Annotated in this window: 22 protein-coding genes; 12 read left to right on the top strand and 10 right to left on the bottom strand. The window is 70.3% G+C overall.

Going from position 1 to position 26,523, the window contains the following annotated elements:
* Positions 1–91: 91 nt before the first annotated feature.
* The 4 genes from ABT009_RS17390 to ABT009_RS17405 form a co-directional block, all read right to left on the bottom strand.
* Entirely contained in the window at positions 92–1,258 is a 1,167-nt protein-coding gene (locus tag ABT009_RS17390) for a hypothetical protein (protein WP_351294743.1), read from the bottom strand.
* Complete coding sequence (locus ABT009_RS17395) at positions 1,240–1,977, bottom strand: ABC transporter ATP-binding protein (protein ID WP_351294745.1); 738 nt, start codon at positions 1,975–1,977, stop codon at positions 1,240–1,242. Before ABT009_RS17395 ends, ABT009_RS17390 begins: the two co-directional genes overlap by 19 nt.
* A 183-nt stretch (positions 1,978–2,160) precedes the next feature.
* Positions 2,161–3,540 (bottom strand): aspartate aminotransferase family protein, encoded by a 1,380-nt coding sequence (locus ABT009_RS17400; protein WP_351294748.1) that lies wholly within the window; start codon positions 3,538–3,540, stop codon positions 2,161–2,163.
* Complete coding sequence (locus tag ABT009_RS17405; protein ID WP_502989893.1) at positions 3,525–4,109, bottom strand: Lrp/AsnC family transcriptional regulator; 585 nt, start codon at positions 4,107–4,109, stop codon at positions 3,525–3,527. The genes ABT009_RS17400 and ABT009_RS17405 overlap by 16 nt, the downstream gene beginning before the upstream one ends.
* Before the next feature lie 163 nt (positions 4,110–4,272).
* On the opposite strand from ABT009_RS17405, the gene ABT009_RS17410 reads away from it, so the two are divergent.
* Entirely contained in the window at positions 4,273–5,712 is a 1,440-nt protein-coding gene (locus ABT009_RS17410) for a gamma-aminobutyraldehyde dehydrogenase (RefSeq protein ID WP_351294751.1), read from the top strand.
* Between the two features lie 126 nt (positions 5,713–5,838).
* Positions 5,839–6,366 carry a hypothetical protein gene (locus ABT009_RS17415; protein ID WP_351294754.1) on the top strand — a complete coding sequence of 176 codons (528 nt, stop codon included), beginning with the start codon at positions 5,839–5,841 and terminating at the stop codon, positions 6,364–6,366.
* Here ABT009_RS17415 and ABT009_RS17420 read toward each other — a convergent pair.
* Positions 6,356–7,543, bottom strand: coding sequence for a serine hydrolase domain-containing protein (locus tag ABT009_RS17420; protein ID WP_351294757.1), 1,188 nt, complete (start codon positions 7,541–7,543; stop codon positions 6,356–6,358). The two genes, ABT009_RS17415 and ABT009_RS17420, sit on opposite strands and share 11 nt — an antisense overlap.
* A 439-nt stretch (positions 7,544–7,982) precedes the next feature.
* Here ABT009_RS17420 and ABT009_RS17425 point away from each other — a divergent pair, with 439 nt between their 5' ends.
* Complete coding sequence (locus ABT009_RS17425; protein WP_351294760.1) at positions 7,983–9,659, top strand: sigma-70 family RNA polymerase sigma factor; 1,677 nt, start codon at positions 7,983–7,985, stop codon at positions 9,657–9,659.
* Positions 9,660–9,678: 19 nt separating this feature from the next.
* Here the strand turns inward: ABT009_RS17425 and ABT009_RS17430 are convergent, their stop codons facing one another.
* Both ABT009_RS17430 and ABT009_RS17435 read right to left on the bottom strand, forming a co-directional pair.
* Positions 9,679–10,395, bottom strand: a complete 717-nt coding sequence (locus ABT009_RS17430; protein WP_351295049.1) for a glycerophosphodiester phosphodiesterase — start codon at positions 10,393–10,395, stop codon at positions 9,679–9,681.
* 89 nt (positions 10,396–10,484) lie between these two features.
* The gene (locus tag ABT009_RS17435) at positions 10,485–11,543 is read right to left on the bottom strand and encodes an adenosine deaminase (RefSeq protein WP_351294763.1); all 1,059 of its coding nucleotides are present in this window, start codon (positions 11,541–11,543) and stop codon (positions 10,485–10,487) included.
* A 151-nt stretch (positions 11,544–11,694) separates the two neighbouring features.
* Here ABT009_RS17435 and ABT009_RS17440 point away from each other — a divergent pair, with 151 nt between their 5' ends.
* Entirely contained in the window at positions 11,695–12,453 is a 759-nt protein-coding gene (locus tag ABT009_RS17440) for a DUF4190 domain-containing protein (RefSeq protein WP_351294766.1), read from the top strand.
* A gap of 63 nt (positions 12,454–12,516) precedes the next feature.
* Complete coding sequence (locus tag ABT009_RS17445; RefSeq protein WP_351294769.1) at positions 12,517–13,020, top strand: DUF4190 domain-containing protein; 504 nt, start codon at positions 12,517–12,519, stop codon at positions 13,018–13,020.
* Positions 13,021–13,077: 57 nt separating this feature from the next.
* On the opposite strand, the gene ybiA is transcribed toward ABT009_RS17445, so the two are convergent.
* Positions 13,078–13,632 (bottom strand): riboflavin biosynthesis intermediates N-glycosidase, encoded by a 555-nt coding sequence (gene ybiA / locus ABT009_RS17450; protein WP_351294772.1) that lies wholly within the window; start codon positions 13,630–13,632, stop codon positions 13,078–13,080.
* A gap of 207 nt (positions 13,633–13,839) precedes the next feature.
* Between ybiA and ABT009_RS17455 the strand changes: the two genes are divergently transcribed.
* The 6 genes from ABT009_RS17455 (at position 13,840) to ABT009_RS17480 (ending at position 21,111) form a co-directional block, all read left to right on the top strand.
* The gene (locus ABT009_RS17455) at positions 13,840–15,375 is read left to right on the top strand and encodes a gamma-aminobutyraldehyde dehydrogenase (protein ID WP_351294775.1); all 1,536 of its coding nucleotides are present in this window, start codon (positions 13,840–13,842) and stop codon (positions 15,373–15,375) included.
* A gap of 102 nt (positions 15,376–15,477) precedes the next feature.
* Positions 15,478–16,722, top strand: coding sequence for a polyamine ABC transporter substrate-binding protein (locus ABT009_RS17460; RefSeq protein ID WP_351294778.1), 1,245 nt, complete (start codon positions 15,478–15,480; stop codon positions 16,720–16,722).
* 55 nt (positions 16,723–16,777) lie between these two features.
* Complete coding sequence (locus tag ABT009_RS17465; protein WP_351294781.1) at positions 16,778–17,929, top strand: ABC transporter ATP-binding protein; 1,152 nt, start codon at positions 16,778–16,780, stop codon at positions 17,927–17,929.
* A complete protein-coding gene (locus ABT009_RS17470; RefSeq protein ID WP_351294784.1) occupies positions 17,926–18,855 on the top strand; it encodes an ABC transporter permease in 930 nt (309 codons plus the stop codon). Before ABT009_RS17465 ends, ABT009_RS17470 begins: the two co-directional genes overlap by 4 nt.
* A complete protein-coding gene (locus ABT009_RS17475) occupies positions 18,855–19,661 on the top strand; it encodes an ABC transporter permease (RefSeq protein WP_351294787.1) in 807 nt (268 codons plus the stop codon). The genes ABT009_RS17470 and ABT009_RS17475 overlap by 1 nt, the downstream gene beginning before the upstream one ends.
* Before the next feature lie 31 nt (positions 19,662–19,692).
* Positions 19,693–21,111 (top strand): NAD(P)/FAD-dependent oxidoreductase, encoded by a 1,419-nt coding sequence (locus tag ABT009_RS17480; RefSeq protein ID WP_351294790.1) that lies wholly within the window; start codon positions 19,693–19,695, stop codon positions 21,109–21,111.
* 40 nt (positions 21,112–21,151) lie between these two features.
* On the opposite strand, the gene ABT009_RS17485 is transcribed toward ABT009_RS17480, so the two are convergent.
* The gene (locus ABT009_RS17485) at positions 21,152–21,892 is read right to left on the bottom strand and encodes a phosphatase PAP2 family protein (RefSeq protein ID WP_351294793.1); all 741 of its coding nucleotides are present in this window, start codon (positions 21,890–21,892) and stop codon (positions 21,152–21,154) included.
* A 360-nt stretch (positions 21,893–22,252) separates the two neighbouring features.
* The gene (gene gabT / locus ABT009_RS17490) at positions 22,253–23,587 is read right to left on the bottom strand and encodes a 4-aminobutyrate--2-oxoglutarate transaminase (RefSeq protein ID WP_351294796.1); all 1,335 of its coding nucleotides are present in this window, start codon (positions 23,585–23,587) and stop codon (positions 22,253–22,255) included.
* Between the two features lie 322 nt (positions 23,588–23,909).
* Here gabT and ABT009_RS17495 point away from each other — a divergent pair, with 322 nt between their 5' ends.
* Positions 23,910–26,312 carry an ATP-binding protein gene (locus ABT009_RS17495; RefSeq protein ID WP_351294799.1) on the top strand — a complete coding sequence of 801 codons (2,403 nt, stop codon included), beginning with the start codon at positions 23,910–23,912 and terminating at the stop codon, positions 26,310–26,312.
* Positions 26,313–26,523 lie beyond the last annotated feature (211 nt).

Genomic DNA, 26,523 nt, shown 5'->3' on the forward strand with positions numbered 1-26,523 from the left:
GTGAGGTGCTGTACGGAGGGATAGACCGAGGCCCGGCACAGAACTCATCGGTGCCGGGCCTCTCTTGTTCAAAAAAATCCAGCGGCCGCGCTCAGGAGACCAGCGGCACCGCCGCCAGCTCCGCAACCACCAAGGTCAGCGGCCCGAACACGATGAACAGCGTCGCCGCTCGCAGTGCGGCCGCCCCGCGCAGCATCTTGGCGGGCGCACCCATCTGCACCAGCGCCGCCGTCGTGTCCGCGTGGAACTGCCGGGACTCGGCCGCGGCCGTCAGCAGCGCAGCGATGGCGCAGCCCGCGACCACCACCGTTCCCAGCAGGGTGAGCGGGCCGAGTTCCAGATGGTCCCCGCCGTACAGCCGGCCCGCGGCGTACATCCCCGAGGCCACCGCGCACAGCAGGCCGAGCGGCCGTCCGATGCGCTGAGCCTCCGTCTGCAGCACCCGACCCGCGAGCATCCGCAGCGCGCCGGGACGCGCAGCCTGCAGCATCCGGCCGCACAGATGGGTCAGGCCGGGCCCGGCGAGCGCCAGGCCGAGTGCGGTGAGGCACCAGCCGGCGAGCACTCCTGCGGAACTGCCGCCGACAGCGACTCCGGCCCCCGGCAGAGCGGCCGCACCGGTGCCCCGCCCGGCGTACGTCTCCGATGCGAGGCCGATGGCGAGGAGGGCCATCCCCCAGGGCAGCCCGGCCGGCGAGGGCACCGGCGTACGGGGCTTGGCCGGTTCGGGTGTCTCCGCGGCCTTGTGGGCAGCCGGGCGCAGCACGAAGACGGCCGCGGTCGATGCGGTGAGCGGGACCAGGGCGAGCAGGGTGACCAGCGCGGGCACCGGCAAGGGCTGCCCGGCGGCGAGGAGTCCGGCCGCGGCACCGTCGAACGGCAGGCCCGTCAGATCGCCGCGCAGGTGCAGGAAGAACAGCAGGGCCAGCAGTGATCCGAGGGTGCAGGCCAGCGCGGTGGACGTCACGGCCAGCACCATCAGCCGGACCGGGCCGAGCCCGATCGCCGAGAGCCCGGTGCGCGGGCGGGTGCCCGGGTCGCAGCGGGCCACGGAGACGGCAAGGTACACGGTCGCGGCGAGCGGCACCAGGCACCAGGCGAGGCGGGCGGCTGACTCCGCGGGCGCGTCCGGATGCCCCATCGCGTACCCCAGCGCGCACAGCAGCAGGAAAGCGGTGCCGGCGGAGGCGACGGAGACCAGCAGTCTGCGGAGCTGGACGAGCGGTTGGGCGCCGCGGGCTAGACGGAGAGCGAGCACGCGGCAGAGCCTTCCGCGTCGGCGTCAGTGGGCAGGTTGACCGTGTTCACGCGCCGTCCGTCGAGCAGCGACACCGTGCGGTCCGCGGCGGCGGCGATCCCCGGGTCATGGGTGGCCAGGACGACCGTGATGCCGTGCGAACGGGCGGCGGCCGTCAGCGTGTGCAGGACCTGGGCGCGGTCGGCGCGGTGCAGCGGCGCGGTGGGCTCGTCGGCGAAGAGCACGGTCGGCGTGGTGATCAGGGCGCGGGCGATCGCGACGCGCTGCCGTTCGGCCTGCAGGAGGGAGTGCGGCCGTTTCGGGGCGCACGTGTCGATGTCCAGGCGCTCCAGCCATTCCAGGGCGGCGGCCCGGGAGATACGGCGCGAGATGCCGCGCAGCATCAGAGGCAGCGCCGCGTTCTCCCAGGCCTTCAGCTCCGGTACGAGATGGGGGACGGGGTCGATCCAGCCGAAGCGTTCGCGCCGCAGCTGCTCCCGTACGACCGGGCTCATGGTGTGCACGGGCGCGCCGTTGAACCACACCTCGCCCTGCTCGGGCAGCGACTGGCCGGACAGACACCGCAGCAGCGTCGTCTTTCCGCTGCCGCGGGGCCCTACGACGGCGAGGATCTCGCGCTCGCGGACGCCGACCGAGACACCGGCCAGCGCGGGGGAACCGTTGTGGGAGAAGTGCAGGGAGCGTGCCAAGATCACGTCGTTGTCCGGCGGGGCCACCATGGCGAACACCTCGGTTCAGGTCGGTTGTCGCGTCCCCCGCACGGGGGAACGAAGGCGGGACCGATCGGTTACTGCACCGTAGGGATTCGGAGCCTGGGGTCCTGGGAAGCACACGGCCCGGGTGCGCCCTTCTCACTCGAAAAGGGGCACCCGGGCCGTGAGCCGTACGCGGATGGACCAGGATCAGATCTTCGTCCATGCCTCCGTGAGGACCCGGCGGACGATCGACTCGATCTCGTCGAACGTCGACTGGTCCGCGGTGAGCGGCGGCGACAGCTGGATGACCGGGTCACCGCGGTCGTCGGCGCGGCAGTACAGGCCGTACTCGTAGAGCTTCTTGGACACGAAGCCGTAGAGGATGCGCTCCGACTCCTCGTCCGTGAACGTCTCCTTGGTGGCCTTGTCCTTGACGAGCTCGATGCCGTAGAAGAAGCCGTTGCCGCGGACGTCGCCGACGATCGGCAGGTCGTGCAGCTTCTCGAGGGTCGTCCGGAAGGCGTCCTCGTTGTCCAGGACGTGCTGGTTGAGGTTCTCGCGCTCGAAGATGTCGAGGTTGGTGAGTGCCACGGCGGCGGAGACCGGATGGCCGCCGAACGTGTAGCCGTGCAGGAACGTGTTGTCGCCCTTGTAGAACGGCTCGGCGAGGCGGTCGGAGACGATGCACGCGCCGATGGGGGAGTAGCCGGACGTCATGCCCTTGGCGCAGGTGATCATGTCCGGGACGTAGCCGAACTTGTCGCACGCGAACATCGTGCCGAGCCGGCCGAAGGCGCAGATGACCTCGTCCGACACGAGCAGCACGTCGTACTGGTCGCAGATCTCGCGTACGCGCTGGAAGTAGCCGGGCGGCGGCGGGAAGCAGCCGCCGGCGTTCTGCACGGGCTCCAGGAAGACCGCGGCGACCGTCTCCGGGCCCTCGAAGAGGATCTGCTGCTCGATCTGGTCGGCGGCCCAGCGGCCGAAGGCCTCGGGGTCGTCGCCGAAGATCGGGGCGCGGTAGATGTTGGTGTTCGGCACCTTGTGCGCGCCCGGGACGAGCGGCTCGAAGGGGGCCTTCAGACCGGGCAGGCCGGTGATGGACAGGGCGCCCTGCGGGGTGCCGTGGTAGGCGACGGCCCGCGAGATGACCTTGTACTTGGTCGGCTTGCCCTGGAGCTTGAAGTACTGCTTGGCGAGCTTCCAGGCGGTCTCGACCGCCTCGCCGCCGCCGGTGGTGAAGAAGACCTTGTTGAGGTCACCGGGTGCGTGGCCCGCGAGGCGCTCGGCGAGCTCGATCGCCTTGGGGTGGGCGTACGACCAGACGGGGAAGAAGGCCAGCTCCTGCGCCTGCTTGAAGGCGGTCTCGGCGAGCTCGGTGCGGCCGTGGCCCGCCTGGACCACGAACAGGCCGGCCAGGCCGTCGAGGTAGCGCTTGCCCTTGTCGTCGTAGATGTAGGTTCCCTCGCCCCGCACGATGGTCGGCACGGGCGCGTTCTCGTACGAGGACATGCGGGTGAAGTGCATCCACAGGTGGTCGTACGCGGCTTTGCTGAGGTCCTTGCTCACGGCTATCGGGTTCCCCACATATAGGTCTGCTTCTTGAGCTTGAGGTAGACGAAGCTCTCGGTGGAGCGCACTCCGGGAAGGGCCCGGATGCGTTTGTTGATGACGTCCAGGAGGTGGTCGTCGTCCTCGCAGACGATCTCCACGAGGAGGTCGAACGAGCCCGCCGTCATCACCACGTACTCGACTTCCGACATGGCCGTCAGTGCGTCCGCCACCGGGTCGAGGTCGCCCTCGACGTTGATCCCGACCATTGCCTGCCGGCGGAAGCCCACGGTGAGCGGATCCGTCACGGCGACGATCTGCATCACACCCTGGTCGAGTAGCTTCTGCACCCGCTGGCGGACGGCGGCCTCCGAGAGACCGACGGCCTTGCCGATGGCGGCGTACGGCCGGCGGCCGTCCTCCTGGAGCTGCTCGATGATGGCGAGGGAGACGGCGTCGAGCTGAGGAGATCCGTTTCCGCTCCGGGAGTCCCTGGAGCCGCCGGAGTTCCTCGAGCTCACGGAGTCCTTGGCGGTCCTGAGCTCCTTGGCGGTCCTGGGGTCACTGGGGTCTGCACTACGACTGGCCACGAGCTCACTGTGCACGAGGACTCGTCACTTCCGCAAGGCCGAACCAATGAAATCCGTTGTTTACGAGCCCGTGACTAACGGAATCCGTACTTGACCCGGGCCGGGTATGTTGAAAACGTCGAAGAACGGACTAGGGTGGGTGTCTCACCCATTGGACATCTGACAGGAGGGCCCGGCAGTGACCACCGAACTGCGTCGTCTGCGCAACTACATCGACGGAGAGTTCAGGGACGCGGCCGACGGACGGACCACCGAGGTGGTCAATCCCGCGACGGGCGAGGCGTACGCCACGGCGCCGCTGTCGGGGCAAGCGGACGTCGACGCCGCCATGGCCGCGGCCGCGGCAGCGTTCCCGGCCTGGCGCGACACCACGCCGGCCGAGCGCCAGAAGGCCCTTCTCAAGATCGCGGACGCGTTCGAGGAGCGGGCCGAGGAGCTCATCGCCGCCGAGGTCGAGAACACCGGCAAGCCGGTCGGCCTCACCCGCACCGAAGAGATCCCGCCCATGGTCGACCAGATCCGCTTCTTCGCGGGCGCGGCCCGGATGCTCGAGGGCCGCTCGGCCGGCGAGTACATGGAGGGCATGACGTCGATCATCCGCCGTGAGCCGGTCGGCGTCTGCGCGCAGGTCGCGCCGTGGAACTACCCGATGATGATGGCCGTGTGGAAGTTCGCCCCGGCGCTCGCCGCGGGCAACACGGTCGTCCTGAAGCCGTCGGACACCACCCCGGCGTCCACGGTCCTGATCGCCGAGATCATCGGCTCGGTCGTGCCCAAGGGCGTCTTCAACGTCATCTGCGGCGACCGTGAGACCGGCCGCGCGATGGTCGAGCACCCGGTGCCGGCGATGGCCTCCATCACCGGTTCCGTGCGGGCGGGCATCCAGGTCGCCGAGTCCGCCTCCAAGGACGTCAAGCGCGTCCACCTGGAGCTGGGCGGCAAGGCGCCGGTCGTGGTCTTCGCGGACACCGACATCGCCAAGGCCGTCGAGGACATCTCGGTCGCGGGCTTCTTCAACGCCGGCCAGGACTGTACGGCCGCGACCCGCGTCCTCGTCCACGAGTCGATCCACGACGAGTTCGTGGCCGCGCTGGCCAAGGCGGCCTCCGAGACGAAGACCGGCCAGCCGGACGACGAGGACGTGCTCTTCGGCCCCCTGAACAACCCCAACCAGCTCGCGCAGGTCTCCGGCTTCATCGACCGGCTCCCCGCGCACGCCAAGGTCGAGGCGGGCGGCCACCGCGTCGGCGACAAGGGCTACTTCTACGCTCCGACCGTTGTCTCGGGTCTGAAGCAGGACGACGAGATCGTCCAGAAGGAGGTCTTCGGCCCGGTCATCACCGTCCAGTCCTTCACGGAGGAGTCCCAGGCCGTCGAGTACGCGAACGACGTCGAGTACGCCCTCGCGTCCTCGGTCTGGACGAAGGACCACGCGCGCGCGATGCGCATGTCCAAGGCCCTGGACTTCGGCTGCGTCTGGATCAACACGCACATCCCGCTGGTCGCCGAGATGCCGCACGGCGGCTTCAAGCAGTCCGGCTACGGCAAGGACCTGTCGGCGTACGGGTTCGAGGACTACACGCGGATCAAGCACGTGATGACGTCGCTGGACGGCTGACGTTTCCGTGGCAACAGTGCGGCCCCGGACGGGAATCGACCCGTCCGGGGCCGCGGTGCGCCAGGCGCCGGACGCTGGGCCCGACCCTGCGTAAAGGAGCGGTAAAGCCGGGCGTACGCTGCGGACATGAGCGAGCGAAGAGCCCTCTTGCGGGGGATACGTGTGTGGCTGATCGCGTTCGTCGTGTGCCTCGTCCTGAGCGGGGCGACGGCCTTCCCGCTGGTGCACGAACTGCGGTGGACCGAGGAGCTGTTGAGGTCCCTGTCCGTGCCCGAGCACCTTCCCGCCCTGATGGACTGGATCGAGCGTGTCCGCGAAGGCCTCGACGCCACGGACGAGAAGTACCCGTTCGTGCTGTACGGCACGGACTGGCTGGCCTTCGCACATCTCGTCATCGCGGTCGCCTTCTACGGTCCCTACCGGGACCCGGTCCGTAACATCTGGGTCATCGAGTTCGGCATGATCGCCTGCGCCGGGATCATCCCGCTCGCGCTGATCTGCGGGCCGATCCGCGGGATCCCCTTCTGGTGGACCGTCATCGACATGTCGTTCGGGGTCTTCGGAGTGATCCCGCTCTACGTCGTACGGCAGAAGATCAAGCGGCTGGAGGCGCTCACCGAGGCGCCTCCAGCCGCCGCGGCCGTCACCGCGTGAACACGGGGAACGCGAAGCGTTTGGCGATCGCCAGGCCCGCCTCCTTGGCGTGGGTGCCGTTCACCGAGTAGACCAGCGTCGTGGAGAGGTCGCGGGTCGCGGCGATGCCGGTGTTGTAGCCGGGGCGGGCCCCGCTCTTGCCCCATACCTCCCGGCCGTCGATCACGAACCGCTCCAGTGCAGCGCCCATGGTCGCCCCGGGCACGTCCGGAACGGTGAACATCTCCTCCAACTGCGGCTGCGGCACCACCTGTCCGCGGAACAGGGCGACGAGGAACCGCTCCAGATCCGCGGTCGTGGAGATCATGTCGCCCGCCGCCCAGCGGTCCGACATGTTCCACTCGGTGACGTCCACCAGCTTTCCGTCCATCTCCTCGTAGCCGAGGTTGTGCGGCCCGTGGATACGGGGGTCGGGACCGGCGGGGAAGGACGTGTGCCGCATACCGAGCGGCCGGAAGATCCGGATGGCCGCCTGGTGCTCGTACGTGTCGCCCGTGACCTTCTCGATGAGCATGCCGAGCACCGTGTAGTGGATGTTCCCGTATTCCTGCGTGCTTCCCGGATCGGCCGCCGGGCCCTTGGCGACGGCTGAGGCCACCACCTCCTCGGGCGTCAGCGTCTCGAAGCGGTGCGGATATCCCTCCTCGACGGACTCGCCCAGTGACGCACCCGGCTGCAGGCCGCTGGTGAAGTTGAGCAACTGCCGTACGGAGATGGGCTTGAAGTCCGCGGTCAGCAGGCCCGGAAGGTATCGCTGGACGGGCGCGTCCAGGTCGATCCGGCCCTCGGCGGCGAGCTGCAGCACCACGGCCGCCGTGACCACCTTCGTGGTGGATCCGGCCCGGAAGCGGCCGTTCTCCAGGGCCTTGCGGCCGGTCCGTACGTCGGCCACCCCTGCGCTGCCCCGCCAGGTGCCGTCCGTACCCCCGACGCGGATCAGCGCGGCGGTCGCGTCGGCATCGGGAAGGCCGGCGAGGGCCGCACGCAACGCGTCGGCGCTGGGGTGTTCGACCTGGGAGGGTGCGGCGGCCGCGGCGGGGGCGGTGGGGGAGGCGGCGAGCGCGGGCGCCGCCAGCGGGCCGGCCGCCAGGCCCATCGCGAGGACCGCGGAGACGGCGGCGAGGGCGACGGGGGCGACGGGGGCTCCCCCGCTCGTGCGGCGGCTGAGTGGCTTCATGGACGACTCCCGATGTCGGCTGCCCGCGATGTGCGGGCTGCAGGGGCGAGTGGACGGGTCTCATCCTCGGGATCTTCGGAGCGGTGGGGATCGTCGCCGGGGAGGGGCCTTTCCCTGTCTTCCTCATGGGTGAACTCCCCTTGAGGTGAGGTGTGTTGGTCGGGGCAGGTCCCTAGGGGGACGAACGGCAGAAGGCGAGAGGGGCCGAAGCGGAGACGGAAATGCGGAGCCGAAAAAGTGTTATCGCGCGTCCCGCGCGCCCGTCTCCTGCGCGGGGTCAGGACCGCGGCGTACGAGCGGTCCGCCGCGGTCCTGACCATACGGAGCGACAACCCGCACGGGAGCAATGAGGAATGGCACAGCACACCAGGCATCGCACGACACTCGGCTTCGGGACGCTCATGTACGCCAAGTAGCCTCGGCACGCACGGTGAACGGCATGCTGGAGGGGGCGTACGTGGACGGGCGGCAGTGGCGCGGCACGATCACGGCCGCGCAGGCAGGTGACCGGCAGGCGCTGGACGAGCTCGTCGCCGGGTGGCTGCCGCTGGTCTACAACATCGTCGGCCGGGCGCTCAACGGTCACGCTGATGTGGACGACGTCGTGCAGGAGACCATGCTGCGCGCCGTCCACGGCCTCGGTTCGCTGCGCGACCCGGACAGTTTCCGCTCCTGGCTGGTCGCCATCGCCATGCGCCAGGTGCGCGAGCGGGCACGCCGCAACTCGGGCACGCGAGAGCTGGCCGAAGGCGCCGACTCCGCCGCCGACTTCGCCGAGCTCACCGTGTTGCGGCTCCAGTTGGAGGGGCAGCGCCGCGAGGTCGCGGAGGCGGTGCGCTGGCTTGACGACGACGACCGGCAGCTCCTTTCGCTGTGGTGGCTGGAGGTCGCGGGCGAGCTGACCAGGCGCGAACTCGCGGCGGCCGTCGGTATCAGCAGGCAGCACGCCGCTGTACGCGTCCAGCGCATGAAGGGACGGCTGGAAGCGGCGCGCGGGATAGTGCGCGCCCTGGAGTCGCCGTGCACGGACTTGCGGAAGCTGACCGTGCGCTGGGACGGGCGCACCGACTCCGTCTGGCGTAAACGTTTCGCCAGGCATATCAGGGGCTGCGGGCGGTGCGGAGGCCCGAGCGAGGGACTTGTGCCCGCCGAACGGCTGCTGGTCGGGCTCGCCCTGGTGCCGGTGCCCGCCGGGTTCGCGTTCTCCCTCGCACTCGGCGGCAAGACCGCCGCCGCGGCCGCCGTCCCCGTGGCCTGGTCGGCCAAGGTGCTCGGCGTGCTCACCAAGCCCGCGGTGGCGGTGACGGCCGGGGCGACGCTCGCCGTGGGCGGCGCCTTCGTTGTGGTCCAGGAGCAGCCGGACGACCCGCCGCCGCAGGTCGTCGTGCCCACGGCGGCGAGCACGGCCCGTCCCCCGTCGCGCGCCCCGTCACCCACGCCATCCAGATCGCCCTCGCCCTCACCGCCTCCGACGAAGCAGGTCGACCTCTATGGCACGGTCGTCGACGCCGTCGACCGGGCCCCGGACCCGGACGCTCGGCCCGCGGCCCTCCCGCACCGGCCCGAGTCCGGGATCACCAGCAGCTGGGGCCCGAAGGCCGTGATGCAGCACCGCGGAGAGAGCGTGAAGCTCAAGGGCCAGGGCTATGTCCTCGTACGCTGGCAGATCTCGCCGAAGTACCGGCCGGGACAGGTGGTCATGCCGTCCTGGACCGGCCTGAGGGGCAAGCTCTTCCACGTGGCGTCTGGCGGGGGCCGACGGATGGACGACCCACTCGCCGGCAGCCCCGACGGCTACGCCACCGGCATGGGCGGCCCGAGCATCGGCTATGCCGTACTGCCGCCCGGCACCCAGCAGATGTGGCAGAACGAGTACTTCTACCTCGACGGCACCGTCACACTCACCCAGAACGAACGCGGCGCCGATTACGGCGTGATCGTCTTCCCGTCGAGCTGGGACGACGTGACCGAGGACATCATGACCGGGCCCGACCAGGGGGCGATCCGCTACGGCCTCGTACGCGACAACGGCAAGGACACTGCTCCGGTGCCGCAGTACGTCACGCGCGCGACTCCGGACGATCCGGCGACGGTTCCTCAGCGGTCGCTCGTGTAGGGCGACCGATCCCGCTGCCTCAACTGCCCCGGCGTACCGCGCACAACGCGTCGATGCGGTTCGTCGTGATCGAGTCGACCCCCAGATCGAGGAGCCGGAGCATGGAGCGGCGGGTGTCCGGGGTCCAGACGGACAGCAGGTACCCGTCGCGGTGCACCCTGGTGGCCAGCTCCCGGCTGATCAGTCCGAAGCGGTAGTTGAGCCACCGCGGCCGGATCACGTCGAGCAGCGCTGGGCGCGGCGGCGCCAGCGTCGTCCAGGTCAGGGCGATCTCGGCGCCCGGGTCGGCCGCGCGGACGGCGAGCATCGCCGTCGCGCCCGCGCAGTAGTACGCCCGGTCGGCGGCCCCGCAGTCGCGGACGACGCCCACGACCGTGCGTACCGCCTCCGGGGTGGCGTCCGGCAGATCGATCATGATCCGGCCCTGGCTGCCGTTGCCGCTTTCGCCGCTGGTGGGAGCGGTCAGCACCGCGAGCGCCTCCACCAGGGTGGGTACGCCGTTGCCGGTGATCTCCCGCACCTCGGCTGCCGACAGCCCCGACACCGGGCGGTCGTGCCCCCACAGCCGCTTCAGCGTCCTGTCGTGCAGCAGCACCGGGACGCCGTCGCGCGTCAGGCGGACGTCGAACTCGACGGCGTCCGCGCCCCGGGCGAGCCCGGAGCGCAGCGACGGGAGGGTGTTCTCACGGAAGCGGTACGGATCTCCCCGGTGGGCCACGGCTGTCACGGCGCGCATGGGCCCATTGTCGGCGTGCCTGGCCGCCGCGACGGTGGCGGCACCCGCGAGGGTGCTGCCGTCGTCGCCGAGGCCGTTACGGGGACGGCTCATCCCGCGAGCCACTCCGCCGTGTAGGCGTCGATCTCGCCGGAGATACGGGCCTTGCCGGGGGCGTCGAGGAAGGACGCCTCCACGGCGTTCTTCGCGAGGGCGGCGAGCCCCTGCTCGTCGAGTCCGAGGAGGCGGGCCGCGACCGCGTACTCGTTGTTGAGGTCCGTGCCGAACATCGGCGGGTCGTCGGAGTTGATCGTGACCAGGACCCCGGCCGACACCATCTCCTTGATCGGGTGCTCGTCCAGGGTGAGTACGGCCCGCGTGGCGATGTTGGAGGTCGGGCACACCTCCAGCGGAATGCGCCGCTCGGCGAGATGGGCGAGCAGCTTCGGGTCCTTCGTGGCGCTCGTGCCGTGCCCGATGCGCTCGGCGCGCAGGTCGGTCAGGGCGTCCCATATCGTCCCCGGGCCCGTGGTCTCGCCCGCGTGCGGCACGGAGTGCAGACCCGCGGCGATCGCCCGGTCGAAGTACGGCTTGAACTGGGGCCGCGGCACGCCGATCTCCGGCCCGCCGAGCCCGAACGACACCAGGCCCTCCGGGCGCAGCCCGTCGGTGGTGGCGAGCCGTGCGGTCTCCTCGGCCGACACGAGCCCCGCCTCGCCCGGGATGTCGAAGCACCACCGCAGTACGACACCGAGCTCGGCCTCGGCCGCCTTGCGGGCGTCCTCGATGGCGTCCATGAAGGCCCGCTCGTCGATGCCGCGGCGGGTCGACGAGTACGGGGTGATGGTGAGCTCGGCGTAGCGCACGCTCTGCCGGGCCATGTCGCGGGCCACCTCGTACGTCAGCAGCCGCACGTCCTCGGGGGTGCGGATCAGGTCGACGACGGACAGGTACACCTCGATGAAGTGCGCGAAGTCCGTGAACGTGAAGTAGTCGGCCAGCGCTTCGGGGTCGGTCGGCACCTTGGAGTCCGGGTGGCGGGCGGCGAGTTCCGAGACGATCCGGGGAGAGGCGGAGCCGACGTGGTGCACGTGCAGTTCGGCCTTGGGCAGTCCGGCGATGAAGGTGTGCAGATCGCGGACGCGGTCGCTGTCGCGGCGGTCGGTCAAGGGTCCCTCCCGGGAACGGCGCCTGCCGGTGTGCGGGGGCGCGGGTGATCGGCTGATCGGTGGGTCAGGGATCAGGGTAGGCGGCGCCAGCGCCGAGCCGGCGGGGGCCCTAACATGACCAGCACGCAGACGACCAGGGGGGCTCGCCCGGATGACCGACAACGACCAGTACATACCGGGCGATCCCGCACCCCGGGACCCGTGGGCACCGCCAGATGAGTCCGCTCCCAAGGTCGCGCTGGGCAAGCCGCAGCAGGCGCCGGTGCCGCCGCAGCAAGGACAGGCCGCGCAGGGACAGGCCGCGCCGGTGCACGAGCAGGAGACGCTCATCGACGGGCGGGTGGGCGGTTCCTTCGCGCCGCTGGACGGGGGCATCGGCGCGGGTCCGGGCCCCGTTTCAGGACCGGGGCCGGTCCCGGGTCCGCTTCCGGGTCCGGGCGACGCGGTGCCCCCGGTGCCGCCCGCCCCCGACGGCCCGGCCCTGGGTTACGGGGGCCTGCCGCCCTACCCCGAGACCTCGGGCGCGGCGGGGCACGGATACAGCGGCTACGGCTACCCCGGATACGGGTGGCCCGGTATGCCGGTGCAGCCGCGCAACGGCATGGGCATCGCGGCCATGGTCCTCGGCATCCTCTCGGTCTGTCTGTTCTGCCTGTACGGCGTGGTCAGCATCGTCCTCGGCATCCTCGCCATCATCTTCGGCGTGTTGGGCCGCAAACTGGTGCGGCGCGGTGAGGCGACCAACTCCGGGATGGCCATCACGGGGATCATCACGGGCATTGTCGGCATCGTGCTGGGAATAGTGGTCGTGGGCCTGATGATCTGGGGATTCAGCAGTCTGTCGGAGTACGAGGACACGGGGGACAACGACCCCTACTCCACCTCTCTGATCGTGGGCTCCGACAGCTGAGCCCTTTGGTCGTGCACATGGCCATACGATGGCTCGACTCATTAACGGAGGGGAGATCGTCTCGTGTCCGATCCCAATGCACAGCCCGGTGGTTACGGACCACCCGGCGACTACGGAAACAACCCGTACGGGGCGCCGCAGCAGCCGCCCACTCCGCCGGCTCCCGGGTACGGCTACCCGGGTCCGGCGACACCGCCGGCCACTCCGCCCACTCCGGGATACGGCTACCCGGGTCCTGCGACCCCGCCGGCCGCGCCGCCGGCCGTGCCGTACGGAGCACCGGGCTATGTGGTGCCGCTGCAGCCGAGCAACGGTATGGGCACCACCGGTCTAGTCCTGGGCATCATCGGCGTCGTCTGCAGCCTGACGTTCTTCCTGTGGATCTTCGGGGTCATCCTCGGCATCCTCGCGATCATCTTCGGTGCGGTCGGCCGGGGCAAGGCCAACCGCGGCGAGGCCACGAACAAGGGTGCCGCGACCGCCGGTCTCGTCTGCGGCATCGTGGCCACCGTGCTGCTGCCCCTGCTCGGCGTACTGCTGTTCGCCAGCGTCATGGGGATGGCCTGACGCACGCTCCCGCCCTGGCGGTCCGGGTGTCCCGGGCCGCCAGGGCCGGTCAGGGAGTTACGCGGCGAGCCGCTCGCGTGCCTCCATCAACGCGAACCCCAGCAGGTTCAGCCCGCGCCAGCGCTCCGGATCCCCGGCCCGCTCGTCGTCCGCGGCCAGGCCGATTCCCCATATCCGGTCCATGGGACTGGCCTCCACGAGCACTCGGCCCCGCGTGGCGAGCAGGAACTCCCGCAGATCCGCGTGCGCCGAGAACTTGTGGACGCTGCCCTCCACCACGATCGCGAACCGCTCGCGCGCCCATATCGCCTCGTCGAAGCCGCGCACCAGCCGCCCCGCCTTCTTCGCGGCGGCCGGCGAGGAGGCGGCCAGCACACGCTCTTCGGCCTCCGCGTCGCCGAACAGCCGCGCCTTACCGGCCATCATCCAGTGCTCGGCCGTCGCGTACTCGACGCCGCCGACCGTGAACGGAGCCGGCCACCACTGGCTGAGGCAGCTCGCGCCCACGGTCCCGTCGGGCCGCGGCCTGTGCCCCCAGAAGTGCAGGTACTTGACCCTCGCCCCCGTGCGGATCTCCCTGGTCAGGGACTCCCGCGAATTGATCGTCACCATGGCCCCGAGTCTCGCAGCCGCCACTGACACAATGCTCCGGTTTTCCGCGCCTTTCGGCCTGCGCGTCGACAGATTCCGTCGCGTAACCAAAAGGAAACAACGGAATCACTTGTTGGGGGAGTATGGCTCTGTCAGGATCGGCACTCAAATCGAGCTGGAGCCACGCCTGCCCTCACGCAAAAGGGGAGGTCGGCGGAGGAGAGCGACATGCAGAACCCGGGGCACGGAAACCGCGACCGCTGGTCTGCGCACGACCGCTTCGCTGACGGCGCGCAGTACGTCGCGGGCCGGCTGACCAAGGGCACCGCGGGCCGCACCCACGCGGTGGTCGACCCGGCCACGGGCGACGAGGTGTACACGTACGAACTCGCGGGCCCCGCGGATGTCGACGCCGCCGTCGCCGCCGCGCGCGAGGCCTTTCCGGGCTGGGCGGGCGCCACCCCGGGCGAGCGCTCCGACGCGATGCACCGTTTCGCCGCCGTACTCGCCGAGCGCGCCGAGGAGTTCGCGCAGGCCGAGTCGCTGCAGAGCGGCAAGCCGATCAAGCTGAGCAGTGAGTTCGACGTGCCGGGCACGGTGGACAACACCGCGTTCTTCGCGGGTGCCGCCCGCCATCTCCAGGGGCAGTCCGCGGGGGAGTACAGCGGCGACCACACCTCGTACGTCCGGCGCGAGCCCATCGGGGTCGTCGGGTCCATCGCCCCCTGGAACTACCCGCTGCAGATGGCCGCTTGGAAGGTCCTGCCGGCCATCGCCGCCGGCAACACCATCGTCCTGAAGCCCTCCGAGCTGACGCCTCTGACCTCCCTGCTCTTCGCGCAGGCGGCCACCGACGCGGGCATTCCCGACGGTGTCGTCAACATCGTCACCGGCGAGGGCAAGGACGCCGGCGAGCGTCTCGTCGGGCACCCCGACGTCGCCATGACGTCATTCACCGGCTCGACGGCCGTCGGCAAGCGCGTCGCCGAGATCGCCACCGCGACGGTCAAGCGCATCCATCTCGAACTCGGCGGCAAGGCGCCCTTCGTGGTCTTCGACGACGCCGACCTGGAGGCCGCCGTCCACGGCGCGGTCGCGGGCGCGCTCATCAACACCGGGCAGGACTGCACGGCCGCCACGCGCGCGTACGTGCAACGTCCGCTCTACGAGGCGTTCGTCCAGGGCGTGGCAGACCTGATGGAGACCGTCCGGCTCGGCGACCCCTTCGATCCGTCCACCGACCTCGGCCCGCTCATCTCCCACGTCCAGCGCGACCGCGTCGCCGGATTCGTCGAGCGCGCCAGGGGTTACGCGCGGATCGTCACCGGCGGCGAGGCACCCGGCGGCTCCCTGAAGAACGGCGCGTACTACAAGCCGACGCTGATCGCGGACGCCTCCCAGGACAGCGAGGTCGTGCAGTCCGAGATCTTCGGGCCGGTGCTAGCCGTGCTCCCCTTCGACAGCGACGACGAGGGCATCCGGCTCGCCAACGACATCCCGTACGGCCTCGCGGCGTCCGCCTGGAGCCGCGACGTGTACCGCGCCAACCGCGCGACCCGCGAGATCAAGGCGGGGTGCGTCTGGGTCAACGACCACATCCCGATCATCAGCGAGATGCCGCACGGCGGATACAAGGCGTCCGGCTTCGGCAAGGACATGTCCTCGTACTCGTTCGAGGAGTACACGCAGATCAAGCACGTCATGTTCGACAACACCGCGGTGCCCAGGAAGGACTGGCACCGCACGGTCTTCGGGGACCGGTAACCGCCGCCCGTCCAGCGGCACCCACCACCCGCAAGGCACCCCTTCACCCCACCAAGGGCAGTCATCACCCCAAGGGAACCGACCCGAAAGGGCACCACGCGCATGCAGCAGTTCGAGCCCGACCGCCTTTCCCCAGCCCAACTGGCCGCCATGCGGCGCAGTATGAGGAACGGCAGAGCCGCCCTCACCCGCCGTTCCCTGCTGCGTGCCTCCGCCGGCGGCGCGCTCGCCGTGGGTGGCCTCGGGGTGCTGAGCGGCTGCGGGATCCCCCCGGCGAGCAAGAGCCAGGGTGTCTCGTCCGAGGACCACTCGGCGAAGGAGAAGGAGATCAACTTCTCCAACTGGACCGAGTACATGGACGTCGACGAGAGCGAGAAGCACCACCCGACGCTGGACGCGTTCACTAAACGCACCGGGATCAAGGTCAAGTACACCGAGGACATCAACGACAACGTCGAGTTCTTCGGCAAGATCAAGCCGCAGCTGGCGGCCGGCCAGGACACCGGCCGCGACCTCATCTGCGTCACCGACTGGCTCGCCGCCCGGCTCATCCGCTTCGGGTGGGTCCAGAAACTGGACCCGTCCAACCTGCCCCATGCGTTCGCCAATCTGTCGTCCCAGTTCCGCAGCCCCGACTGGGACCCGGGCCGCGCCTACTCGTACCCCTGGACCGGCATCTCGACCGTCATCGCCTTCAACAAGAAGGCGCTGGACGGCGAGAAGGTCTCCTCGGTCTCCGACATGCTCGACAACCCCAAGCTCAAGGGGCGCGTCGGTTTCCTCTCCGAGATGCGCGACAGCATCGGCATGACGATGCTCGACATGGGCAAGGACCCCGGGAAGTTCACGGACGACGACTTCGACGCGACGGTCGCGCGTCTGCAGAAGGCCGTCGACAAGGGCCAGATACGCCGCTTCACCGGCAACGACTACACGTCGGACCTCACCAAGGGCGACCTCGCGGCCTGTCTCGCCTGGGCGGGCGACGTCGTCCAGCTCAAGGCGGACAACCCGGAGGTCGACTTCGTCATCCCCGACAGCGGATACCTCACGTCCTCGGACAACCTGCTGGTCCCCAACAAGGCGCGCCACAAGACCAACGCCGAGCGGCTCATCGACTACTACTACGAGCCCAAGCCGGCCGCGCAGCTCGCCGCGTACATCAACTACGTGTGCCCCGTCGACGGGGTGCGCGCGGAGCTCGCGAAGATCGACGAGGACGCGGCGAACAATCCGCTGATCCTTCCCGACAAGGCCATGGCCGCCAAGTCGCACGCCTTCCGGTCGCTGGCGCCGAAGGAAGAGACGGCGTACGAGGAGAAGTTCGCCAAGCTCACGGGGGCGTAGGCGCCGGCGCCTGCCCACAGCCACTCCCGTCCCCCTCGACCCCTGGGAACCCCACATGACCGACACCAACGGCGACGTTCGCCTTTCCGGGATCAGTAAGACCTACGGCTCCTTCACCGCCGTGCACCCCCTCGACCTCACCGTGCCGCAGGGCAGTTTCTTCGCGCTGCTCGGAGCGTCCGGCTGCGGCAAGACCACCACGCTGCGCATGATCGCCGGCCTGGAGGAGCCCACCACCGGCACCGTGGCGCTCGGCGACCAGGACGTGACCGCGCTGCCGCCGTACAAGCGGCCCGTGAACACCGTCTTCCAGTCGTACGCGCTCTTCCCGCACCTCGACGTCTTCGAGAACGTCGCCTTCGGTCTGCGCCGGCGCGGCATCAAGTCGGTGAAGAAGCAGGTCGAGGAGATGCTCGACCTGGTGCAGCTGGGCGAGCAGGCCCGCAAGAAGCCGCACCAGCTCTCCGGCGGCCAGCAGCAGCGTGTCGCCGTCGCCCGCGCGCTGATCAACCACCCGAAGGTGCTGCTCCTCGACGAGCCGCTGGGCGCCCTCGACCTCAAGCTGCGCCGCCAGATGCAGCTCGAACTCAAGCGCATCCAGACCGAGGTGGGCATCACCTTCATCCATGTCACGCACGACCAGGAGGAGGCCATGACCATGGCCGACACGGTCGCCGTGATGAACGCGGGCCGCGTCGAGCAGCTCGGCTCGCCCGCCGATCTCTACGAGAACCCGCAGTCCACGTTCGTCGCCAACTTCCTCGGCACCTCGAACCTGATCGAGGCCGAGGTCGACGCGAAGAGCGGCGACGAGATCATCGTCAAGGCCGCCGACGGCAAGCTGGTCCTGCCCGCCGCGCGCACCTCCGCCCCCGCCTCTGCCGGCGGCAAGGTCCTCGTCGGCATACGCCCCGAGAAGATCTCGCTCACGCACGCGGACGACGCCGGCTCGATCCCCGACGGCCGCAACCGCATCACCGGCACCATCGCCGACACCAGCTTCATCGGAGTCTCGACGCAGTACGTCATCGACACCCCGGTCTGCGACGAGTTTGCGGTGTACGCCCAGAACATCGAGCGCGACGGGCGCCTCGTGCCCGGCGCCGAGGTGGTCCTGCACTGGAGCCCGGCCCACACCTTCGGCCTGGACGCCGCCCAGGACATCGATGCCGGTATCGAGTCGGTCGAGGAAGAGGCCGCGGCATGACGACCGTCACCGAGGCGCCGCCGCTCGCGCCCACGCCCGTCGAGGAGCCGCGCAGGCCACGCAGGCGCGGCCGCCTCGTCCCGTACTGGCTGCTGCTCCCCGGCATCCTGTGGCTCCTGGTCTTCTTCGCACTGCCGATGGTCTACCAGGCCTCCACGTCCGTGCAGACGGGCTCTCTGGAAGACGGCTTCAAGGTCACCTGGCACTTCGCGACGTACTGGGACGCGCTCACCGAGTACTGGCCGCAGTTCCTGCGCTCCGTCCTCTACGCGGGTGCCGCCACGGTGCTGTGTCTGCTGCTCGGCTATCCGCTCGCGTATCTGATCGCGTTCCGCGCGGGCCGCTGGCGGAACCTGATCATGATCCTGGTGATCGCGCCGTTCTTCACCAGCTTCCTGATCCGTACGCTCGCGTGGAAGACGATCCTCGCGGACGGCGGCCCGGTCGTCGGCGCCCTGAGCAGCCTGCACGTCCTGGACGTCACGAGCTGGCTGGGCATCACGGCCGGCGACCGCGTCCTGGCCACGCCGCTCGCGGTGGTGTGCGGCCTGACGTACAACTTCCTGCCGTTCATGATCCTGCCGCTGTACACCTCGCTGGAGCGCATCGACGGGCGGCTGCACGAGGCGGCGGGCGACCTCTACGCGAAGCCGTTCACGACCTTCCGAAAGGTGACGTTCCCGCTCTCCATGCCGGGTGTCGTCTCCGGCACGCTGCTCACGTTCATTCCTGCCAGCGGCGACTACGTGAACGCGGATCTGCTCGGTTCCACCGACACCCGAATGGTCGGCAACGTCATCCAGACGCAGTTCCTGCGGATTCTCGACTATCCGACGGCCGCTGCGCTCTCCTTCATTCTCATGGCGGCGATCCTCGTCATGGTCACCCTCTATATCCGCAAGTCCGGAACGGAGGATCTCGTCTGATGTCCCTTGGATCCTTCGGCCGCTGGATTCGCCGGAATCTCGTGGTCATAGCCGGTCTTCTCACGCTCGCCTATCTGCTGCTGCCGAACGTCGTCGTGACGGTGTTCTCCTTCAACGATCCGAAGGGGCGCTTCAACTACGAATGGCAGAAGTTCTCCACGGACGCCTGGACCGACCCGTGCGGCGTCGCCGACCTGTGCGGATCGCTCGGGCTCAGCCTGCAGATCGCCGCCTGGGCCACGCTCGGTGCCACCGTCCTCGGCACGATGATCGCCTTCGCGCTCGTCCGCTACCGCTTCCGGGCGCGTTCCGCGGTGAACTCGCTGATCTTCCTGCCCATGGCGATGCCCGAGGTCGTCATGGCCGCCTCGCTGCTCACGCTGTTCCTGAACATGGGCACCCCGCTGGGCTTCTGGACCATCCTCATCGCGCACATCATGTTCTGCCTGAGCTTCGTGGTGACGGCGGTCAAGGCGCGCGTGATGTCGATGGACCCGCGCCTCGAGCAGGCGGCACAGGACCTCTACGCGGGCCCCTTCCAGACATTCATCAGGGTCACGCTGCCGATCGCCGCCCCCGGAATCGCCGCGGGTGCGCTGCTCGCCTTCGCGCTCTCCTTCGACGATTTCATCATCACCAATTTCAATGCCGGCTCGACCGTCACTTTCCCGATGTTCGTCTGGGGATCCGCGCAGCGCGGCACACCCGTCCAGATCAATGTCATCGGCACGGCGATGTTCCTCGTGGCCGTACTGTGCGTGCTGGGCGGAATGCTGGTCGGAAAGCGCCGCGCAAACAAGGCATAAACCTCTCGTACCCTCGTGGGGAGTTGACATCATGGCCCCTAGCGCCATGGCCCATTGGACGAAATCTCTTTCCGACGCCCAGCCGGTGTCCTACTGGCTGGACGACCCCGGCAGGCCGCGCCCCGAACCCGCCCTCACCGGCGCCGAGCAGTGCGACCTGCTCGTCGTCGGCGGCGGCTACAGCGGACTGTGGACCGCGCTCCTCGCCAAGGAGCGCGACCCCGGCCGCGACGTGGTGCTCGTCGAGGGCCGCGAGGCGGGCTGGGCCGCCTCCGGCCGCAATGGCGGCTTCTGCGCCGCGTCGATCACGCACGGCTTCGCCAACGGCCTGTCCCGCTGGCCCGGCGAGATCGCGCGGCTCGAGGATCTCGGCGCGCGCAACCTCGACGCGATCGAGGCGGCCGTCGCCCGCTACTCCCTCGACTGCGACTTCGAACGCAGCGGCGAGATCGACGTCGCCACCGAGCCCTACCAGGCCGAGGAGCTCCGCGAGACGTACGAGGAGATGCGCCGCCTCGGTCTCGCGGACGACATCGAACTCCTGGACGCAGACGCGGTACGGGAACAAGTCGATTCACCGACATTCACGGGCGGCCTCTGGGACCACCGGGGCGTCGCCCTGCTCCACCCCGCCAAGCTCGCCTGGGGCCTCAAACGCGCCTGCCTCGCGCTGGGAGTGCGGGTGTACGAGCACACCCCCGCGCTCTCGCTGACGCCGCGCGGTGCCGGCATGGGCGTCCGCACGCCGTACGGCCGGATCCTGGCCCGCCGGGTCGCGCTCGGCACCAACGTCTTCCCGTCCCTGGTCCGGCGCGTCCGGCCGTACACCGTCCCGGTCTACGACTACGCGCTGATGACCGAGCCGCTGAGCGCCGCCCAACTGGCCTCGATCGGGTGGAAGAACCGCCAGGGTCTCGGCGACTGCGCCAACCAGTTCCACTACTTCCGGCTGTCCGCGGACAACCGCATCCTGTGGGGCGGCTACGACGCCGTCTACCCGTACGGCGGCCGGGTGCGCGCCGAGTACGACGACCGGCCGGAGACCTACGCGAAGCTCGCCGGGCATTTCTTCCGCTGCTTCCCGCAGCTGGAGGGTCTGCGCTTCACGCACGCGTGGGGCGGCGCCATCGACACCTGCTCCCGCTTCTCGGCCTTCTTCGGCACGGCGCACAAGGGCCGTGTCGCCTACGCCGCCGGCTACACGGGCCTCGGCGTGGGCGCCACCCGTTTCGGTGCGGACGTCATGCTCGACCTGCTGTCCGGCGAGCGCACCGAACGTACGTCCCTGGAGATGGTCCGCACGAAGCCGCTGCCCTTCCCGCCCGAGCCGTTCGCCTGGACGGGCATCGCGCTCACCAAGTGGTCGCTGGCGCGCGCCGACGCGAACGGCGGCCGGCGCAATGTATGGCTGAAGGGGATGGACCGGCTGGGCCTGGGTTTCGACAGCTGAGCACAGATGAGCCGGGCCGCCACGCGCGCGTGGCGGCCGTTCAGCGAGAAGGCTCTGCTGGACTGTCCGCCGAAGAAGACGCTTCCGCCGGGTCCTCGCCGAACCTGTCGATACATGCGCTCAGCAACAGGAGGAGCGCCCCGCACAGGCACCAGCTGCCCAGCACGTCCAGCGGCCAGTGGTAGCCCCGGCGGACCAGGCCGAAGCCCACAGCCGCGTTCAGGAGCAGACAGCCGATCACCACCTCGCGGCGGGTGTAGGCGCTGCCGCGCAGATACGGAAGCAGGAGCAGCGTCGCCGCCCCGTACGCCACGGCCGCGGTGGCGGCGTGGCCCGAGGGGTAGAAGCCGTGGCCGAGCCCCATGCCGGGCGGGCCAGGGCGGTCGATCAGCAGCTTGAGCGGGACGACGAGCAGGGGGACGGCCGCCATCGCCACCAGGGCGGCCAGCGGCGGCAGCCACCAGCGGGGCGTACGGGTGCGGCGGGCGTGCCAGGCGACGTAGCCGGCGACGCCGGCCAGGACCGGCACTGCGATCGTCACGCTGCCCAGGTCGGCGAAGAACTCCGCCACGTTGTTGGGGAGGCGGGTCTGTCTCGCCGCCAGACCGATGCGCTCGTCCACCCGGCGCAGCGGGCCTTGGGCGGCCACCTGCCAGGTGAGCAGTGCGAAGAGGAAGAGGAGGGCGCACAGGGCCTGGGTGCGCAGGCCCCGAAGCGCGTTCGGCCGCCCCGGAACAGGGGGGGTAGTTCCGGGGCGGCCGTCCTGATCGGTTTGCCGCACGCCCCGGGGGGTTTGGGGCGGGCGGCCGTCCGACCGGTGAGGAGTTCCGGAGCCTGAAACTCCGGGTGTGTGCGCGAAGGCACGACCAGGACGAAGCTGGGGAGGCCGCGACCTGGCGTCGCCCACAGTCGCCTGTGAGCGGGGTGTTTCTCTCATCTGGCTAAAACCTACGGCAGGGGTGCGGGACCGAACAGGCGGAACGGCATCCTGCCATGGCCCTCGCACACGTTCTTCACATGCTCTGACCGTTACCCCAGGTCACGAGAGTTCTACCGTATGGCGTCCACACATGTCAGAGCACATACGGAGCCGCGATCCGCCCGCTTCGGGCAGATCGCGGCTCGTCGGTCGTGCGGGTACTCAGATACGGGCCAGGGCCGTCTCGATGATGTCCAGGCCCTCGGTGAGCAGGTCCTCGCCGATGACCAGCGGCGGCAGGAAGCGCAGCACGTTGCCGTAGGTGCCGCAGGTGAGGACCAGCAGGCCCTCCTGGTGGCAGGCCTTGGCGAGGGCGGCGGTGGCCTCCGGGTTCGGCTCCTTGGTGGCCGGGTCCTTGACCAGCTCGATGGCGATCATCGCGCCGCGGCCGCGCACGTCGCCGATGATGTCGTACTTCTCCTGCATGGCGGTGAGGCGGTCCTTCATGACCTCCTCGATGCGCTTCGCCTTCGCGTTGAGGTCGAGCTCCTTCATCGTCTCGATCGCGCCGAGCGCGCCCGCGCAGGCCACCGGGTTGCCGCCGTACGTGCCGCCCAGGCCGCCCGCGTGTGCGGCGTCCATGATCTCGGCGCGGCCGGTGACGGCGGCGAGCGGCAGACCGCCCGCGATGCCCTTCGCCGTGGTGATCAGGTCCGGGACGATGCCCTCGTCCTCGCAGGCGAACCACTGGCCGGTGCGGCAGAAGCCCGACTGGATCTCGTCGGCGACGAAGACGATGCCGTTGTCCTTGGCGAACTGCGCGAGCGCGGGCAGGAAGCCCCTCGCCGGCTCGATGAAGCCGCCCTCGCCGAGCACCGGCTCGATGATGATCGCGGCGACGTTGTCGGGGCCGACCTGCTTGGTGATCTGGTCGATCGCCTGCTTGGCGGCCTCGGGACCGCAGTTCTCAGGGCCGGTCGGCCAGCGGTAGGCGTACGCCATCGGCATGCGGTAGACCTCGGGCGCGAACGGGCCGAAGCCGTGCTTGTACGGCATGTTCTTGGCGGTCAGCGCCATCGTGAGGTTGGTGCGGCCGTGGTAGCCGTGGTCGAAGACGACGACTGCCTGGCGCTTGGTGTACGCACGCGCGATCTTGACGGCGTTCTCGACGGCCTCGGCGCCCGAGTTGAACAGGGCGGACTTCTTCGCGTGGTCGCCCGGGGTCAGCTCGGCGAGCGCCTCGGCGACGGCCACGTAGCCCTCGTACGGGGTGACCATGAAACAGGTGTGGGTGAAGTCCTGCAGCTGGGCGGAGGCCCGGCGTACGACGGCCTCGGCGGAGGCGCCGACCGACGTCACGGCGATGCCGGAACCGAAGTCGATCAGCCGGTTGCCGTCGACGTCCTCGATGATGCCGCCGCCCGCGCGCGCGGTGAACACAGGCAGCGTGGAGCCCACACCCGCCGCGACCGCGGCGGTGCGTCGGGCCTGCAGCTCCTGCGACTTCGGGCCGGGGATGGCGGTGACGACGCGGCGCTCCTGCGGAAGTGCGCTCATGAGGGGCTCCTGGGTGGTGTTCGAGGTATTCGTATCCGGAATTTCCGGACTTCCGGACGCTTCTTTTGGACGCTTGTGTTCCGGACGCTTCGGTTCTCTCTTCGCAGGCTAGGTCCGGGGGGTCGGAGTGGGCATGCTCCATGAGGGCGTTGTCGGAGGGGTCGGTTGTCCGTGGTGGACATAGCGTCCGCCCGGGCGCCCAAGCCGGGGCACTGACGCATTCCCGCAGGCCCGGGCGCGTAACCGGTGAACTCCCCATACGAGCGCACTAGATTGACCCGCGGATGACGCACGTACCGGCAGGCCAGGGGGCAAGGGGTCCATGAACACCGACGGCACGCAGGACGCACACGGCACCCACGCCGATCCGGTGCCGCGCCCGGCAGGGCCCCGGCCGGGCGGGGCCACGCCGGGCGACGGGCCGTGGCGGTCGGCATCGGCCCAGACGCCGTACGGCGGCGGAGAGCCGGGCGACGTGCCGTCGGAACCCGTGCAGCCCGCACAACCCCCAGCCGCGAGTCCGGCGGCCTCGGGTCCGCCGACCGCCGGTCCGCCGGACGGCACGCTGTCGTCGGATGTGCAGCCTGCGGAAGGCGAGCCGTCGGGCGGCGTGGCTTCGCGGGCCGGGGGGGCCGCGCGGCCCGAAGTGCCCGCGCAGTCCCCGGCTGCCGGGCCGTCGGACGGTGTCCCGCCTCGGCCGGTGCGGGCGCCCGGAGCGCCTCCCGTTCCCGACGGGTCCGCCTTTCTCGCCTGGCTGCGGGCCCCCCGGCCCGAAGCCGCACCTGGTGTCTGGCGGTTCGGGCATCGCCCGCGGCCCGCCGAGGAGCCGGAGGTCATCCCGGCGAGGCAGCTGCTGAGCGGGGCGCTGATCGCGTTCCTCGTGGGGTGGCTGATCTGGTCGCTGCTGTGGAACGGGTACCTGGGCGGATGGTGGTTGCTGCCGCTCTACGCGATGATTCCGGACTCCTGGGCCGAGCCCCACTCGTTCGCCGCTGTCGTCGCCGTCTATGCGTACTACACCGTCGTCGCGCTGGTGATCATGGTGGGAGTCGGGCGGCTCGGCCGGTGGTCGGAGATCTGGCGGCGGTACGGGCTCCCCGCGTGGCGGCGGGCCACGCCGAGGGCCGAGCCCCCACCCGCGCCCGAGGCGGACCCCGCCCAATGGCCACAGCTCAGGTCCGCCGGCGCCCAGGACGCCGCCGACAAGCTCGCCGCCGAAGCCCGCGCCGGGCTGATGCGCGACGTCGACCACGCGAGGATCACGCGCGCGTGGCAGGGTGTACGCACCGGGCAGCACAACCTCGCGGCCTTCACCCGCGCCGTCCTCAAGGACGGAGCCGCCGCCTGTCTGCACCCCTCCGGCGAGCGCGACCTCCCCGCCCGGGCCGCCCGGCACGATCTCGCCACCGCGCAGGTACGGATCGGCACGGCCGCAGACGACCCGCGCAACCCCTACCAGTACCGCGGCACCGGACTGGCGCTCGGTCCCGATCTGCTCGGCACCTCGCTGCTCGCCGTCGGCCCGGCCGGATCCGGCAAGACCGGCAGTGTCGTGCGGCCGCTCGCCGAGTCGCTGTGCCTGCAGGCGCTGGCGGGGCGGGCCGCCGTGGTCGTGGTCGGTGCCGCGGGCGCCGGGCTCGGGCCCGCCGACGCGTACGACGTCGTCGTGCGCATCGGCAACCCCGAATCCGTCTACGACCTCGATCTGTACGGCGGAACCAACGATCCCGACGAGGCCGCGGCCGCTCTCGCCGAGGCCCTCGTCGGGGACCTCGCGGACCCGCACCCCGGCGGCGGCAGCCGGCGCCCCACCACCGTGCTCGCCCAGCTGCTCGGGCCCTTCCACGCGGTCCACGGCCGCTTCCCCTCCGTACCCGAGCTGCGGCAGCTCCTGGACGGTGCGCCCGGTCCGCTCGGCGCGCTGCGCAAGGCGCTCACCGACGCCGGGCAGGACGTGATGCTGCGCGAACTCGACGCCCGTGAGCGGCAGCTGGGCCATCCCGGAGACCTGGGCGGGGTGCTCGCCGACCGGCTCGCGCTGCTGGACCGGCCGGCCTTCGCGGCCTTCTTCGACACATCGGGTCAGGGGCGTCCGTTCTCGCTGCGGGCGCTGGACCACCCCGTCCGGGTCCGTATCGACCTCCCCGAGCGCGGGCACGCCGACGCCTCACGGATCCTCGCCAGGCTCGTGCTCGCCCAGTTCACGGCCAGCGCCGCCGTCCGCGACGACCGGTCGCTGTTCGCCTGCCTCGTCCTCGATGACGCGACGGGTGCGGTCACTCCGGAGGCGGTACGCGGAATCCAGCGGCTGCGGTCGGCGAACGCCGGAGCCGTACTGACGCTGCGCACGCTCGACGACGTTCCGCGGCCGCTGCGCGGGCCTCTGCTGGGCTCGATCGGCTGCCGTATGGCGCTGTCGGGGCTCACGCCGTGGGACGGGCAGGACTTCGCGGAGGTGTGGGGCAAGGAGTGGACCGAGGCGCGCGACGTCACCGACCGGCAGATCATCGCCGAGACCCCGCTCGGCAAGACCGTGCACGTCCTGCGGCGCGTGATCACCGGCCACGCCCCGACGGCCCGCGCCGTGACCGTCCGCCAGGTCGAGCGCGAGCGCTGGTCCGCCTCCGAGCTGGCCCACGGCGTGCCGCCCGGGCATGCGGTGCTGTCCCTGACGAACGTACGAGGTGAGCACGCGCCGCCGCTGCTGGTGGATCTCAGAAGCTGAGGCGCTGTGCGTGGGGCCGGCGGCGGGTGCGGAGGGGGTGTGATGTTCGGGCATTCGGTCGCCACGTCCGGACATTCCGTCACATGCTCACCGTACGGTGAGGCAGAATCGACAGTGGTCGTTCATACGCGGCGGCCAAGGAAGCGCCTCGGTATCACCCGGGCATCACGCCGAAGCCACTTCGACACCATCTCGACCGACGACCTGTGAA

Origin of the sequence: Streptomyces sp. NPDC002896, assembly GCF_040295225.1 — a bacterium.
Classification (GTDB): Bacteria; Actinomycetota; Actinomycetes; order Streptomycetales; family Streptomycetaceae; genus Streptomyces.